This is a genomic window from Saccharopolyspora tripterygii (assembly GCF_054778355.1).
Genome location: NZ_BAAGZP010000018.1, coordinates 65,169 through 78,915 on the forward strand (window position 1 = coordinate 65,169; position 13,747 = coordinate 78,915).

General features: G+C 71.0%; 13 protein-coding genes and 1 pseudogene. 9 read left to right on the forward strand and 5 right to left on the reverse strand.

Translation table 11 applies throughout. The annotated features are described in order from the left end of the window. Positions 1-27: 27 nt before the first annotated feature. Positions 28-975, reverse strand: coding sequence for a D-2-hydroxyacid dehydrogenase family protein (locus ACYVF3_RS14190; protein ID WP_461154678.1), 948 nt, complete (start codon positions 973-975; stop codon positions 28-30). A gap of 89 nt (positions 976-1,064) precedes the next feature. Between ACYVF3_RS14190 and ACYVF3_RS14195 the strand changes: the two genes are divergently transcribed. Then, positions 1,065-1,844 (forward strand): cupin domain-containing protein, encoded by a 780-nt coding sequence (locus tag ACYVF3_RS14195; protein WP_461154679.1) that lies wholly within the window; start codon positions 1,065-1,067, stop codon positions 1,842-1,844. On the opposite strand, the gene ACYVF3_RS14200 is transcribed toward ACYVF3_RS14195, so the two are convergent. Next, the gene (locus tag ACYVF3_RS14200; protein WP_461154680.1) at positions 1,792-2,163 is read right to left on the reverse strand and encodes a hypothetical protein; all 372 of its coding nucleotides are present in this window, start codon (positions 2,161-2,163) and stop codon (positions 1,792-1,794) included. The two genes, ACYVF3_RS14195 and ACYVF3_RS14200, sit on opposite strands and share 53 nt — an antisense overlap. A gap of 391 nt (positions 2,164-2,554) precedes the next feature. Here ACYVF3_RS14200 and ACYVF3_RS14205 point away from each other — a divergent pair, with 391 nt between their 5' ends. Together ACYVF3_RS14205 and ACYVF3_RS14210 are read left to right on the forward strand one after the other, a co-directional pair. Further along, complete coding sequence (locus tag ACYVF3_RS14205; protein ID WP_461154681.1) at positions 2,555-2,941, forward strand: hypothetical protein; 387 nt, start codon at positions 2,555-2,557, stop codon at positions 2,939-2,941. Positions 2,942-2,962: 21 nt separating this feature from the next. After that, a pseudogene (locus ACYVF3_RS14210) lies at positions 2,963-3,046 on the forward strand (hypothetical protein); the annotation flags it as partial. 128 nt (positions 3,047-3,174) lie between these two features. Here ACYVF3_RS14210 and ACYVF3_RS14215 read toward each other — a convergent pair. After that, positions 3,175-3,447: a UBP-type zinc finger domain-containing protein gene (locus ACYVF3_RS14215; RefSeq protein ID WP_461154682.1), complete on the reverse strand. Its 273-nt coding sequence runs from the start codon at positions 3,445-3,447 to the stop codon at positions 3,175-3,177. A 51-nt stretch (positions 3,448-3,498) separates the two neighbouring features. Here ACYVF3_RS14215 and ACYVF3_RS14220 point away from each other — a divergent pair, with 51 nt between their 5' ends. Continuing rightward, complete coding sequence (locus ACYVF3_RS14220) at positions 3,499-5,064, forward strand: Na+/H+ antiporter (RefSeq protein WP_461154683.1); 1,566 nt, start codon at positions 3,499-3,501, stop codon at positions 5,062-5,064. Here the strand turns inward: ACYVF3_RS14220 and ACYVF3_RS14225 are convergent. Both ACYVF3_RS14225 and ACYVF3_RS14230 read right to left on the reverse strand, forming a co-directional pair. Continuing rightward, a complete protein-coding gene (locus ACYVF3_RS14225; RefSeq protein WP_461154684.1) occupies positions 5,047-5,805 on the reverse strand; it encodes an IclR family transcriptional regulator in 759 nt (252 codons plus the stop codon). The genes ACYVF3_RS14220 and ACYVF3_RS14225 overlap by 18 nt on opposite strands. Before the next feature lie 113 nt (positions 5,806-5,918). Next, positions 5,919-6,455 (reverse strand): sarcosine oxidase subunit gamma, encoded by a 537-nt coding sequence (locus ACYVF3_RS14230; RefSeq protein ID WP_461154685.1) that lies wholly within the window; start codon positions 6,453-6,455, stop codon positions 5,919-5,921. A 210-nt stretch (positions 6,456-6,665) separates the two neighbouring features. Between ACYVF3_RS14230 and ACYVF3_RS14235 the strand changes: the two genes are divergently transcribed. From ACYVF3_RS14235 to ACYVF3_RS14255, 5 genes are all read left to right on the forward strand, one after another. Then, positions 6,666-9,110 (forward strand): FAD-dependent oxidoreductase, encoded by a 2,445-nt coding sequence (locus ACYVF3_RS14235; RefSeq protein WP_461154686.1) that lies wholly within the window; start codon positions 6,666-6,668, stop codon positions 9,108-9,110. A gap of 126 nt (positions 9,111-9,236) precedes the next feature. After that, entirely contained in the window at positions 9,237-10,430 is a 1,194-nt protein-coding gene (locus tag ACYVF3_RS14240; RefSeq protein WP_461154687.1) for a glycine cleavage T C-terminal barrel domain-containing protein, read from the forward strand. 10 nt (positions 10,431-10,440) lie between these two features. Beyond that, complete coding sequence (locus tag ACYVF3_RS14245) at positions 10,441-11,277, forward strand: methylenetetrahydrofolate reductase (RefSeq protein WP_461154688.1); 837 nt, start codon at positions 10,441-10,443, stop codon at positions 11,275-11,277. Between the two features lie 26 nt (positions 11,278-11,303). Further along, positions 11,304-13,001, forward strand: coding sequence for a formate--tetrahydrofolate ligase (locus ACYVF3_RS14250; protein ID WP_461154689.1), 1,698 nt, complete (start codon positions 11,304-11,306; stop codon positions 12,999-13,001). Then, the gene (locus ACYVF3_RS14255) at positions 12,998-13,699 is read left to right on the forward strand and encodes a copper homeostasis protein CutC (protein WP_461154690.1); all 702 of its coding nucleotides are present in this window, start codon (positions 12,998-13,000) and stop codon (positions 13,697-13,699) included. Before ACYVF3_RS14250 ends, ACYVF3_RS14255 begins: the two co-directional genes overlap by 4 nt. The last annotated feature ends 48 nt before the right edge of the window (positions 13,700-13,747 follow it).

Genomic DNA, 13,747 nt, shown 5'->3' on the forward strand with positions numbered 1-13,747 from the left:
TGAGTCAAGGGGTGATTTTCCGGCCGGTCAGCCTCCGTTTAGCACCCGGATCGGGGACCCCTGCGCGAAGGCTCGGATGTTCTCCACGGTCTCGGTGAAGAAGGCCTCGTAGGTGTCGTCGGTGACGTAGCCGATGTGCGGTGTCAGGACCGTGCGCGGGGTGCTGCGCCACGGGTCGTCGACGGGCAGCGGCTCGGTGCCGTACACGTCGATGCCGGCGCCCGCGATGCGGCCCTCGTGCAGCGCGGCCCGCAGCGCGGCCTCGTCCACGATCGGACCGCGCGAGGTGTTGATCAGGAACGCGGTCGGCTTCATCAGCGCCAGCTCCTCGGCGCCCACCAGGCCGCGGGACCGCTCGCCGAGCACCATGTGGACGCTGAGCACGTCGGACTCGGCGAACAGCTGGTCCTTGCCGACCAGCCGCGCGCCTGCCTCCGCCGCGCGCTGCTCGGTCAGGTTGCTGCTCCAGGCGATGATGTCCATCCCGAACGCCCGTCCGACATCGGCGACCTGCGAGCCGAGCCGCCCGAGCCCGAGCAGGCCGAGGGTCTTGCCGCCGAGCTCGACCCCCACGCCGGTCTGCCAGCCACCGGTCCGGACCTGCCGGTCCTGTCCCGGGATGTCGCGCAGCAGCGCGAAGATCAGCCCCCACGTCAGCTCGGAGGTCGCGCCCCAGCCCCCGCCGCTGCCGGTCCCCGCGACGACCACGCCGTGGTCGCTCGCGGCCTCCAGATCGATCGCGGCGTTGCGCATACCGGTGGTGACCAGCAACTTCAGGTTCGGCAGGCGGGTGATCACCTCGCGCGGGAAGCGGGTGCGCTCGCGCATCGCCGCGATCACGTCGAACGGTTCCAGCGTCGCCACCAGCTCGTCGACGTCGGCGATGTGCTCGGTGAACACCTCGGCGTCGAGCCCGTCCCAGTCGGCGTAGCTCCGGGCGACGTCCTGGTAGTCGTCGAGCACTGCGATGCGCATGGCGAACCTCCCGTTCGGCGATCACGAGACGGCGAAAATCCTAACCGGGTGATCGCTTCAGGCGCCGAGGACGAGGGACACTGTGGCACGTGACCGGATCGACCCTGCTGCACCTGCTGCCGTTGCGCACCTTCCACAGCGACCGCGACCAGCCCATCACCGCCGAGAGCCTGAGCTCTCAGGGCTTCGTGCACTGCTCCCCCGACGTGCCCACCACGCTGGCCGTGGCCAACGCGCTCTACAGCCACGTCGAGGAGCCGATGGTCGCCATCGAGCTGGACCCGGCGCGGCTGTCCTCGCCGGTGCGCTGGGAGGCCGCCGAACCGGCGCCACCGCCCGGAGTGCCCGCCGACCAGCTGTTCCCGCACGTCTACGGCGCGCTGGAGCGCGAGTCGGTGATCGGCATCCGCTACGCGCGCCGCGACGTCAAGGGGCACTTCCTGTCGCTGGAGTCGCGCAGCCGCACCGCCGAGGAGTTCGACCTGATGCCGCACCCCGAGGGCGGCTGGTACCGGCGGACCTGGGCCAGTTCGGTGGAGGTCGAACGCCCGAACGGCACGCGCCCCACGGCGACCACGATCTACTTCCTGCTCCCGCCCGGCCAGCGCTCGGCGTGGCACGTGGTGGCCTCCGACGAGGTGTGGCTGTGGCACCGCGGCGGCCCGCTCGCGCTGCAGCTGGGCGGCACCGGCGCGAAGCCCTCGGAGCACCCCGAGCAGGTCGTGCTGGGCGCGGGTGCGGGTCAGACGCCGCAGGCGGTGATCCCGGCCGGGACCTGGCAGTGCGCCTCGGCCGCGGCGACCGTCGAATCGCTGGTCACGTGCGTCGTGTCGCCTGGGTTCGACTTCGCCGACTTCGAGGTCCTGTAGGCCGGTCGAAGTACGAGTGCCGCGCGCCCGGCCTGCGCATCGCGCCCGGACCTCCGGCGATGACGACGGCGGTGCGCCGACGCCGCGCGGTCTCGGCGGCGGCCGCCACCGCGGGAAGGGAGGCGCCCCTGGCCAGCAGCGCGGCCCGGCGCCTCCGGTAGGACGCGGTGAAGCTGCGCCGCTCGCGGTGCCTCCCGCGGCGAGTCGTGCCGGAGCCGAGCATGCCGCGTTCGACCCACGACATCACGATCGAGAACACCAGAACCGTTCCGATGCCGACGCCCGCCGCCGCGGCGAACCCGGTCAACGAATTCAGCACCGGCAACACCCCCGAAACTAGCCGGTTCTCACCCATCGGATACCCGCGCGATCTCTCCGGCGAACCCGGCCGATCGGCCGTTCGCACCCGGGTCATCAACTGCGCGGATCCACTGTGGCCTGTTGGTTTCAACGGTAGGGGCGGGTCGTCTTGAACGCTGCTCGCGTCCGGTCCCGATCGCCCCAACGGGTGAAAACGGGACCCGTCTCGGATCGATTCGCCTGCTCCGAACGATCGTTGATCGAGCGGATCGCGGGTCTCCGGGTCTAGCATCGGATGAGGAATCGCCGCGTGGCGAATCCGGCCCCGGGGCAACCGGCCGCGGTCCGTGCGCGTGCTGATTTCGAGAGGGCCAGTTCCCACGCCGCGTTGCACCGGGGAGGTGTCGGCCGTGCGGGGTTATCCCGTCCACCTGCTCTTCCACCTGCTGGCCGTCGTCGCCGGCATCGCCTGCGGCGTCGGTGGCGGGCTGTGGTGGTTCAACAACGACCGCAACGGCCTCTACCTGGCCATCACCGCGCTGATCGTCGGGATCATCGTGCTGCTGCTGCAGGGCTTCTACATCAGCGCCAGCCAGCCGCCGCGGGGGCTCGCGCGGCGCGGGCCGATGCCGCCCGCACCGCCCTCGCACCCGCGGTTCCAGCCGGTGGCCGAGCGTCGCGAACCCACTCGCCCGGACCTGGAGCCGGTCGCGCCGCCCGAGGCCCAGGCCGATTCGGTCGACCAGGAGACCAAGACCTCGGCGCTCGACGCCCTCAACGAGCACACCAAGGGATGACGTCGCAGGTCGCGAACGGTGGTGCCGTTCGTTCCGGCGCTGGCCGCCGTCGCGTGCCGCTACCTGATGCTCGACCTCGAAGGCTGGAACTGGCTGTGCTTCGGCGTCTGGATGCTCCCTCGGCCTGGTGATCTACTTCGTCCACGGCAGGCAGCGCAGCCGGCCGGCCAGGGGCGAGACCAGCCGAGGAATCCCAGCAGGAGTCCGCCCGCACACCGCCCGGCTGGCCGAGCTCACGCCGTGAGCTGCTCGTCGGGGTAGCACCACATCCAGTCCTCCCCCGGCTCGAACGAGCGGACCACCGGGTGGCGGGTCTGCTCGTGGTGAGCGGTGGCGTGCCGGTTGGGGCTGGAGTCGCAGCAGCCCACGTGCCCGCACTCGGTGCAGAGCCGCAGGTGGGCCCACACCCGTTCGCCCTCGGCCAGGCAGTCCTCGCATCCCTCCGGGCTGCTGGGGTTCGGCCGCTGGGTGGCGGCACTGGTCAGGTGTGCGCAACGATCCGACATCGTCCGTCCCTTCTTCTTCCTGCCTCCCAGCATGTCCCGACGGGAGTGAGCATGCACGACCTGCCCGCGTTGATGGCGTTGCTCGCCGGCGCGCTCGCCATCACGGCCCTGTCCCGACGCCTCGGAGTGCCGTCCCCGCTGCTGCTGGTCGTGGTGGGACTGGCGGTGTCGGCGATCCCGGGCGTGCCGGACTACGCGATCAACCCCGAAGTGGTGCTGCTGCTGATCCTCCCGCCGCTGCTGTACTCGGCGGCGCTGCGGAGCTCGACGGTGGGGATCAAGGCGCACCTGCGCCCGATCGGCCTGCTGGCCATCGGGCTCGTGCTGTTCTCCACGGCGGTCGCCGGGCTGGTGGCGTGGTGGCTGGTCCCCGGCCTGCCGCTCAGCGCGGCCCTGGTGCTCGGCGCGGTGATCGCGCCGCCGGACGCCGTGGCGGCGACGGCGATCGGCCGGCGCGTCGGGCTGCCGCGCAAGCTGATGACGGTGCTCAGCGGGGAGAGCCTGGTCAACGACGCGACGGCGCTGACCGCCTACCGGGTGGCGGTGGCCGCGGCGATCGGCACCGGCACCTCGCTGCTGACGGGGTTCGGGATGTTCCTGCTCGCTGCGGTGGGCGGAACGCTGATCGGCTTCGTGATCGCCTGGGTGGTGCACCGGATCAAGCCGCTGCTGCGCGACGACGTGCTGGAGAGCGCGGTGGGCCTGATCGTGCCGTTCTTCGCCTACTTCGTCGCCGAGGAGGCGCACACCTCCGGCGTGCTGGCGGTGGTGGTCGCCGGGCTCTACCTGGGGTACCAGTCCCCTGCGCGCAGCGCGGCGACTCGGGTGCAGGACAAGGCGGTCTGGGGAGCGGTGGACACGCTGCTGGAATCGGTCGTCTTCGCCCTGATCGGCCTGCAGCTCAGCAGCGTCGTGGCCGGGGTGAAGACGGGTTTCGGGCCGCTGCTGCTGGCCGGCTGCGCGCTGACGCTCGCGGTGGTTCTCGCGCGGGTCGTGTGGGTGTTCGGCGTGATGTACCTGCCGGAGTGGGTGCGCGGGAAGCGGCCGGACTGGCGGTACAAGCTGGTCGTGTCGTGGGCCGGGATGCGCGGGGTGGTGTCGCTGGCGGCGGCAGCGGCGATCCCCACGGTCACGAGCTCCGGCGAGCCGTTCCCGCACCGCGACGAGGTGCTGTTCCTGACCTTGTTCGTCACCCTCGTGACGCTGCTGCTGCACGGCACCATGCTGAGCAGGCTGATCGAGCGGCTGGGGGTGACCGGCGGCGAGGACTACACCGACGCGCTCGCCGAGGCCCAGGCCAGGCACGACGCCGCGCGCGCGTCGCAGCAGCGCCTCGACGAGCTGGCCGGGGAGGCCGAGCCTCCGGGGGACGTGGCCGAGCAGCTCCGGCAGGCCGCGCAGGAGCGCGCGAACCGCGCGTGGGAACGGCTGGGACGCTCCGACGACGAGCTGGGCGAGAGCCCGACCGCCGCCTACCGGCGGTTGCGCAGCGAGATGCTGGCCGCCGAGCGCGCGGTGTTCGTGCGGTTCCGCGATGCCCGGCGGATCGACGACGAGGTGCTGCGCCGGGTCATGCACCAGCTCGACCTGGAGGAGCTGTCACTCACCCGGGACTGACGGCAGGAACCCGAGCTGCGCCGAGAGGTCCGCGGCGGCCTCCCGCATGAAGCCGACGGCCTCGCGGACCCGCTTGCGGGTGAACCGGTAGGTGGGGCCGGACGCGCTCAGCGAAGCGACGACGTTGCCCTCGTGGTCGTAGACGGCGACCGCGGCGGCGTTGAGCCCGATCTCGAACTCCTCGTAGCTGGTGGCGTACCCGTCTTGGACGATGAGGTCGAAGTCCTTGCGCTGCTGGCGAGCGCCGGTGACGGTCTTCTCGGTGTACTGCTCCAGCTTGCGCGCCAGGATGCGGTCCTGGTCGTCGCGAGGCGCGTTGGCCAGCAGCACCTTGCCGCTGGAGGTGGCGTGCAGCGGTGTGCGCTGGCCGACCCAGTTGTGCGCGGTGACCGAGGCGGTGCCGCGCGCCTGGCTGATGTTGATCGCCACGTCGTAGTCGCGGATGGCGATGTTGACGGTCTCGCCGAGCTCGGTGGCCAGCGAATCGCAGTAGGACTGGCCGATGCGCGAGAGGTCCATCCGCTCGGTGGCCGCACCCGCCAGGCGCACGATGCCGAAACCGATGGCGTACTTGCCGCGCTCGCCCAGCTGCTCGACCAGACCTCGCGACTCCAGCACGCTGACCAGGCGGGAGGCGGTGGACTTGTGCACGCCCAGCTCGCCGGCGATCTCGGTGATGCCGACCTCGCCGTTGCGGGCCAGCAGTTCCAGCACGGTGACCGCCCGGTCCACCGATTGCACGAGGGCACCCGAGCTGCTTCCGCGAGATTCAGACGCACTAGCCACGGGCCAGACCCTATCGGCTCGCCGGAGTTGTTCCGCGATCATCCGGGATGGACGGGCAGTTCTGTTCCTCATTGTGCAACACCCGGGGTCGCTTGGCGAGCGCCGAGCAACGCGGTGGCGACGTGACCTGCGTAGGAGCTGCTGACGAGAACCCGGTAGTCGGTGCCGAGCCGCCAGAGGATCACCGGGACCCGGGCGAGCCGCGTCTGCGCGCAGGTCCCCGGTGCGAACGCGCGGGGGTGCAGGTCGAGGGCGCACAGGGACTGCAGCGCGTTCCGGTCGCTGAGCCGCAGCGAGGTTCGCGCGGCCGAGACATCGACCGCGCTGCGATGACCGGGCTCGGTGCCGACGACCCCGATCAGCAGGTACTCGTCCGGCCCCAGGCCCAGGGCGGCGCGGTGCTCGCCCCCGGTGACGAGGTTGGTGCGCGGAAGCCGGAACCCCAGCGCGAATTCGGCATCTGTGCGCAGGTCGAGCTGGCTCAGGAGCGGTTCTTCGGTCAGGACTTCCGCGAGTTCGGCGGCGCGGTCCGCGAGCACGCCACGCCGCACCTCACCACCGCCCGGCTCACCGGCGGGCGGGTGCGGAAGCGGTGCCGCGACCACGGACACCTCCCTGACGTGGGGATGTCAGCCCAGGCTAGGAGCGCTCCGACCGGCGGGCCAATCCACGAAAGAGGGACACCGCTTTCCCTTGTCCCACAACAAGATCCACGCCAGAAATTCCCCCCGGAGAACCCTTGACGCACCCCTCCCGCCGAGCGCACTGTTGCGATATGCGCAGGTAGTTGTCGTAGGCGCAACAAGGCGGAAGCCATGGACTCACGCGTCACCATCCTGTTGGTGGGGGCCGGCATCGTCGGGTGCAGCACGGCCTACCACCTGGCGCGCCTGGGGATCACCGATGTCCTCGTGATCGACCAGGGCCCGCTCCCCGCCACCGGCGGGTCGAGTTCGCACGCGCCGGGTCTCGTCTTCCAGACCAACGCCTCCGAGACGATGAGCAGGCTCGCCGCCGACACGGTGGACCTGTACTCCTCGTTGGAAGTCGACGGGAGACCGTGCTTCCACCAGGTCGGCGGCATCGAGGTGGCCACCACCCCGGAGCGCTGGGACGACCTGCGGCGCAAGCTCGGCCTGGCCACCGCGTGGGGCATCGACGGCGAGCTGCTCGACGCGGAGCAGGTGCGCGAACGCATCCCCGCGATCGACCCCGAGCGGATCCACGGCGGACTGCACGTCGGCTCCGACGGGATCGCCAAACCCGTGCGGGCCGCCGAAGCGATGATCCGCGAGGCCCGTCGACTCGGCGTGCGTTTCGAAGGCGGCACCGAGGTCACCGGTTTCGACCTCAGCGGTGACCGGATCACCCACGTGCGCACCAGCTCCGGCGACATCGCGGCCGAAACCGTGGTGTGCTGCGCGGGGATCTGGGGGCCGAAGATCGGGCGCATGGCCGGGGTGAGCATTCCGGTGCAACCGCTCGCGCACCAGTACGCGGTGACCACGCCGGTGCTGAGCGACGGGGAAACCGAAGTGGCGCAACCGATCCTGCGGCACCAGGACCGGTCGATGTACTTCCGGCAGGCGCACGACCGCTACGGCATCGGCTCCTACCGGCACCGGGTGATTCCTGTGCACACCGACGAGCTCTCCCCCACCGCCACGCCGGGGACCGAGGCCCCGGCCGAGGGCGGCGGTTGGAAGGGCATGGCCTCGGTGCACCCGTTCACCCCGGAGGACTTCGCCGAGCAGTGGGAAGCCGCGCGGCAGCTGCTGCCCGCGCTGCGCGACGCCGAGATCGACGAGGGCATGAACGGGCTGTTCCTGTTCACCTCCGACGGAATGCCGGTGCTCGGCCCGTCGGAGGTGGAGAACTTCTGGGTCGCCGAGGCCGTGTGGATCACCCACGCCGGCGGCGTCGGGCGGGCGATGGCGCAGTGGCTGGCAGGGAGCACGCCCGGGGTCGATCTCCGGCAGGCCGACCTGCGGCGGTTCGACGACTTCGCCCTCAGCCCGGCCTACCTCGCGCAGCGCAGCGCGCAGAGCTTCCGCGAGGTCTACGACATCATCCACCCGCAGCAGCCGCCGGAGCAGCCCCGGCCGCTGCGCACCAGCCCGTTCCACGACCGGCAGCGCGACCTCGGCGCGGTGTTCCTCGAATCCTCCGGGTGGGAACGTCCGCACTGGTACGCGAGCAACGAAACGCTGGTCAGCGGGCGGGAGATCGCGCGCCCGGGCGAGTGGGCGGGCCGGTTCTGGTCGCCGATCGTCGGGGCCGAGCACCAGGCCGCGCGCGAGCGGGTCGCGATGTTCGACATGACCTCGCTGGCGCGCGCCGAGGTCACCGGCCCCGGCGCGGTCGCGCTGCTGGAACAGCTCACCACCAGCAGGATCGATCGCTCCCCTGGGTACGTGACCTACACGCTGATGCTCACGCCCGAAGGCGGCATCCGGTCGGACATCACCGTGGCGCGGCTGGAGCGGGACCACTTCCAGGTCGGCTGCAACGGCCCCCGCGACGTCGCGTGGCTGCGGGCGCACGCCGACGAGACCACGCAGGTCCGCGACATCACGGGCGGCACCTGCTGCGTCGGGCTGTGGGGGCCGCGCGCCCGCGACGTGCTCGCCCCGCTGGCCGACGCCGACGTCTCGCACGAAGCGTTCGGCTTCTTCCGGGCCCGGCGACTGCACGTCGGCGAGGTCCCGGTGGTGGCGTTGCGGCTGTCCTACGTCGGCGAACTCGGCTGGGAGCTCTACACCTCCGCCGACTTCGGCCGCCGCCTGTGGGATCTGCTCGCCGACTCCGGGCACGAGATCTTCCCTGCCGGTCGCGGGGCGTTCAACGGGATGCGGATCGAGAAGGGCTACCGGGCCTGGGGAACCGACATGTGGAGCGAGCACACGCCCGCCGAAGCCGGCGTCGGATTCGCGGTGAAGCCCGACAAGGGCCCCTTCATCGGCCGGGACTCCCTGCTCCGCCAGGGAGAACCCGCCCGGCGGCTGTGCTGCCTGCGGGTCGACGACGGCACGGTCCTCATGGGCTCGGAACCGGTCCTGGACGGCGATCGGCCCGTCGGCTTCACCACGAGCGCCGCCTACGGCCACACCCTCGGAGCCAGCCTCGCCTACGCCTGGCTGCCCACCGACCTCTCACGCCCCGACACCCGGCTGACGGTCACCTACTTCGACCAACGCCACCCCGTCACGGTCATCCCGGACCCCGCCTACGACCCGCGGATGACCCGCATGCGCCGGTGACCCGACCCGCACCCGGCAACCGTCGATCACCCCAGGTGGTCGCTTACCCGAAATCCAGACCCGGAATCCCACCGACCTCGTGGGCATTCCGCCGACACCGCGTCGAACGAGACTTGGAGGAGCATCATGGGCGTCAACTCGGATCCTGGAGTCCTGCTGTACCCGCGGCTCCGGAAATCGCCGTTCTTCTACGCGTCGCGGCGGCACGGAGTGGGCATGTACAGCGTGTACAACCACACGTACCACCCGAGGCACTACGGGGATCCGGTCGGCGAGTACTGGGCGCTGCTGGAGGGCGTGACGCTGTGGGACGTCGGCGTCGAGCGCCAGGTGGAGATCACCGGGCCGGACGCCTTCGAGTTCACCAACATGCTCGTGCCCCGCGACCTCACCAAGTGCAAGGTCGGTCAGTGCAAGTACGTGTTCGTCACCGGGACCGACGGCGGGATCCTCAACGACCCGGTGCTGCTGCGCCTCGGCGAGAACCACTTCTGGCTCTCGCTGGCCGACAGCGACGTGCTGCTGTGGGCCAAGGCGCTCGCCCACGGCCTCGGCATGAACGTGGACATCCGCGAACCGGACGTCGGACCGGTGCAGGTCCAGGGCCCGAAGTCGGGCGAGGTGATGGCCGACCTGTTCGGCGAGTCCATCTTGGACATCCCCTATTACTACGCGGTGCAACGAGAGCTCGCCGGCATGCAGGTGATCGTCTCCCGCACCGGCTACACCGCGGAGCTCGGCTACGAGATCTACCTCCACCACGCCTCCCGCGACGGCGTGCGGCTGTGGGACACGATCTGGGAGGCGGGCGAGCCGCACGACCTCACGGTGATCGGTCCCTGCCACATCCGCCGGATCGAGGCCGGGATCCTGTCGTGGGGCTGCGACATCACGGCCGAGACCAACCCCTTCGAGGCCGGCTACGGCTTCGAGAAGACCTGGATGGTCGACCTCGACCAGGAGGCGGACTTCCTCGGCAAGGAGGCGCTGCGCCGCATCAAGCGGGAGGGCGTCGGCCGCAAGCTGGTGGGCGTGCGCATCGACGGACCGAGCGTCGGCTCGTTCAACGACGGATCGATGATCGACTTCTTCGACGTGCACGACCCGCACGGGCTGCGCATCGGCGAGGTCACCTCGGCGGCCCGGTCCCCGCGCTTGGACGCCAACATCGGCTACGCGATGGTGCCGATCGCCTACCAGGAGCCCGGCACCGAGCTCGTCGTGCACACCCAGCACGGCCCGCAGCAGGCCGTCGTGTCCGAGAAGCCGTTCCTGGACCCGACCAAGGACATCCCCAAGCGCTTGACGCGCAGCGCGTGAAGGGGGCGAGATGGCATCAGAGCTGCGGCTTTCCCTCGACCGGATGCGCTACGAGGTGCTCCCGGTCGGCGACGCCCACGTCGAGGAACTCGAACCCGGCAGCACGGTGACCGTGACCGCCTCGCCCGCCAAGGGAATCGGGCCGACCATCGACACCGCCGAGCGGCTGGCCGCGAGGGGCCTGCACGCGGTGCCGCACCTGGCCGCCCGGTCGATCCGCGATCGCGCGCACCTGGCGGGCGTGCTCGACCGGCTGGAGGCGGCCGGGGTGAGCGAGGTGTTCACCGTCGCCGGGGACTCCCCTCGGCCGCTGGGCGAGTTCGCCGATTCGCTGTCCCTGCTGCGCGCGATGGAGCGGATGGGCCGGTTGCCCTCCCGCATCGGCGTGGCGGGGTACCCGGAACGCCACGCGCTTATCACGGACGAATGCGCCATTCGGGCGTTGTCGGATAAATCGGACTACGCCGACTACGTGGTTTCGCAAATCACGTTCGACCCTCGCACTATCGCCGACTGGGCCCGTGACGTGCGGCTTCGCGGCGTGCGCGCGCCGGTGTACGTGGGAGTGCCCGGGGTGGTGGACGCGCGCCGACTGTTGCGCATCGCGATGCGGATCGGGTTGGGTGAGTCGACGCGGTTCCTGCGAAAGCAGTACGACGCGGTCTCGAAGATGCTGGCACGCTACACGCCGGAGGACCTGTTCGACGAGCTGTCCACGCAGTTGACCGACCCCGACTCGCCGATCGCCGGCTGGCACCTGTTCACCTTCAACGAGGTCACCAAGACGGTGCGGTGGCGCGACGATCTGGCGGTCCGGCTGTCCGGCTACGCGGACCGCCCGGCGTGACCGACCACCTCGCAGGAGGTTCTGGGATGACCATACCGTCCGATTTGGACATTTCCCGTGCGACGGAGCTGCGCCCGATGGACGACATCGCGGGCCAGCTGGGCATCGGGGAACACCTGCTGGAGCCCTACGGGCGCAACGTCGCGAAGATCTCGCTCGACGCGATCGACGAGCTCTCCGACCGCCCGCGCTCGCGCTACGTCGTGGTCTCGGCCATCACGCCCACCCCGCTGGGCGAGGGCAAGACGACCACGACCGTCGGCCTCGGGCAGGCGCTCAACCACATCGGCAAGCGCTCCACGGTGGCCGTCCGGCAGCCCTCGATGGGCCCGACCTTCGGCATCAAGGGCGGCGCGGCAGGCGGCGGCTACAGCCAGGTCGTGCCGATGGAGTCGCTGAACCTGCACCTCACCGGTGACATGCACGCGGTCACCGCGGCGCACAACCTGCTGTCGGCGATGGTCGACAACCACCTGCACAAGGGCAACGCGCTGGGCCTCGATCCGCACCGGATCACCTGGCGCCGGGTGCTCGACGTCAACGACCGCGACCTGCGCAACATCGTCTCCGGCCTCGGCGGCAAGGTGGACGGCGGACCGCGGCAGACCGGTTTCGACATCACCGCCGCCAGCGAGGTGATGGCCGTGCTGGCGCTGTCGACGTCGCTGGCCGACCTGCGCAAGCGTCTCGGGCGCATCGTCGTCGGCTACACCCCCGACGGCGAGCCGGTCACGGCCGAGCAGCTCAAGGCCGCGGGCGCGATGGCGGTGATCATGCGCGACGCGCTCAAGCCGAACCTCATGCAGACCACCGAGAACACGCCGGTGCTGGTGCACGCCGGGCCGTTCGGCAACATCGCGCACGGCAACTCCTCGATCGTCGCGGACCTCGTCGGCAGCCGCTGCACCGACTACCTGATCACCGAGGCCGGGTTCGGCGCGGACATGGGCGCCGAGCGGTTCTTCAACATCAAGTGCCGCACCTCCGGGCTGCAGCCCGACGCCGCCGTGCTGGTGGCGACGGTGCGCGCGCTCAAGGCGCACTCGGGCCGGTACAAGGTGGTCGCGGGCAAACCGTTGCCGCCGGAGATGCTGGAGGAGAACCCGGAGGACGTGCTCGCGGGCGCCGACAACCTGCGCAAGCAGATCGACAACATCCGCCTGCACGGCGTCTCCCCGGTGGTGGCGATCAACGCCTTCCCGAGCGACTTCACCAGCGAGCACGAGGCGATCCGCCAGGTCGCCGAAGCCGAAGGCGCGCACGTGGCGGTCAGCAACCACTTCACCGAGGGCGGCAAGGGCGGCACCGAGCTCGCCGAGGCCGTCGTCGCCGCCTGCGAGGAACCGGCCGGTTTCCAGGTCCTCTACCCGGACGAGGCCGACCTGCGGACCAAGATCGAGACGATCGCGACCAAGGTCTACGGCGCCGAGTCCGTCAGCTACGCACCGGCCGCCGCCAAGTCCATCGACAGCTACGAGGCCAACGGCTACGGCCACCTGCCGGTCTGCATCGCCAAGACGCACCTCTCGCTGAGCTCCGACCCGTCGCTGCTGGGCGCGCCCACCGGCTGGACGTTGCCGGTGCGCGAGGTCCGGGCGTCGGTCGGTGCGGGCTTCGTCTACCCGATCTGCGGTGACATGCGGACGATGCCGGGACTCGGCTCGCACCCGCAGGCCGAGTCGATCGACCTGGACGCGGACGGCAACATCACCGGGCTGATGTGAAGGTCGAGATCAGCACCGACGGCGTCGACGGCGCCGTCGCGGCGGACCGCCTGGGAGCCGACCGGATCGAGCTGTGCTCGGCCGGCGCCCTGGGCGGTCTCACGCCCGGGCCCGGCCTGCTGTCGGCGGTGCAAGACCGGTGCCACCGCAGCGCGGTGCACGTGCTGATCCGGCCTCGGGAGGGCGGGTTCGCGTACTCGCCCTCCGAGGTCGCCGCGATGCGCGCCGACGTCCGGCACGCCGCGTCCGCAGGTGCGGCCGGCGTCGTGGTCGGCGCGCTCGGGGAGGACGGACGGCTCGACGCCGCCGTGCTCGGCGAGCTCATCGCCGAAGCCGGCGGCGTCCCGGTCGCCCTGCACCGGGCCATCGATGTCTGCCCGGACCCGGTCGAGGCGGCCCACACCGCTGCTGAACTGGGCATCCGGCGCATCCTCACCTCGGGCGGCGCTACCCGCGCCGAGGACGGTCTCCCGGTGCTGCGGCGCATGGCGCGAGCAGGCGTCGCCCTCACCGCGTGCGGCGGGATCCGCTCGCACAACGCCCGCCGCATCGCCGAGGCCACCGGAATCGACGAGATCCACGCGGCACCTCGTCGGCAGATCCTCTCCCCCGGCGGCCAGGTCGACTTCGGCCCCCACCACGTCCTCGACGAGACCGAGACGCGCGACCTGATCACCGCGGCCCGCCAGATCCCGTGACCCCGGGATGAGTCGAATTCGGCGCGAAGTTCGAGTCCGGACCGCTGT

Excerpts from the sequence above, each read along its gene's own strand:
- ACYVF3_RS14220 (WP_461154683.1), top strand. The coding sequence starts at position 3,499 with ATGCACGACCTGCCCGCGTTGATGGCGTTGCTCGCCGGCGCGCTCGCC.
- ACYVF3_RS14235 (WP_461154686.1), top strand. The coding sequence starts at position 6,666 with ATGGACTCACGCGTCACCATCCTGTTGGTGGGGGCCGGCATCGTCGGG.
- ACYVF3_RS14215 (WP_461154682.1), bottom strand. The coding sequence starts at position 3,447 with ATGTCGGATCGTTGCGCACACCTGACCAGTGCCGCCACCCAGCGGCCG.
- ACYVF3_RS14190 (WP_461154678.1), bottom strand. The coding sequence starts at position 975 with ATGCGCATCGCAGTGCTCGACGACTACCAGGACGTCGCCCGGAGCTAC.
- ACYVF3_RS14240 (WP_461154687.1), top strand. The coding sequence starts at position 9,237 with ATGGGCGTCAACTCGGATCCTGGAGTCCTGCTGTACCCGCGGCTCCGG.
- ACYVF3_RS14250 (WP_461154689.1), top strand. The coding sequence starts at position 11,304 with ATGACCATACCGTCCGATTTGGACATTTCCCGTGCGACGGAGCTGCGC.
- ACYVF3_RS14245 (WP_461154688.1), top strand. The coding sequence starts at position 10,441 with ATGGCATCAGAGCTGCGGCTTTCCCTCGACCGGATGCGCTACGAGGTG.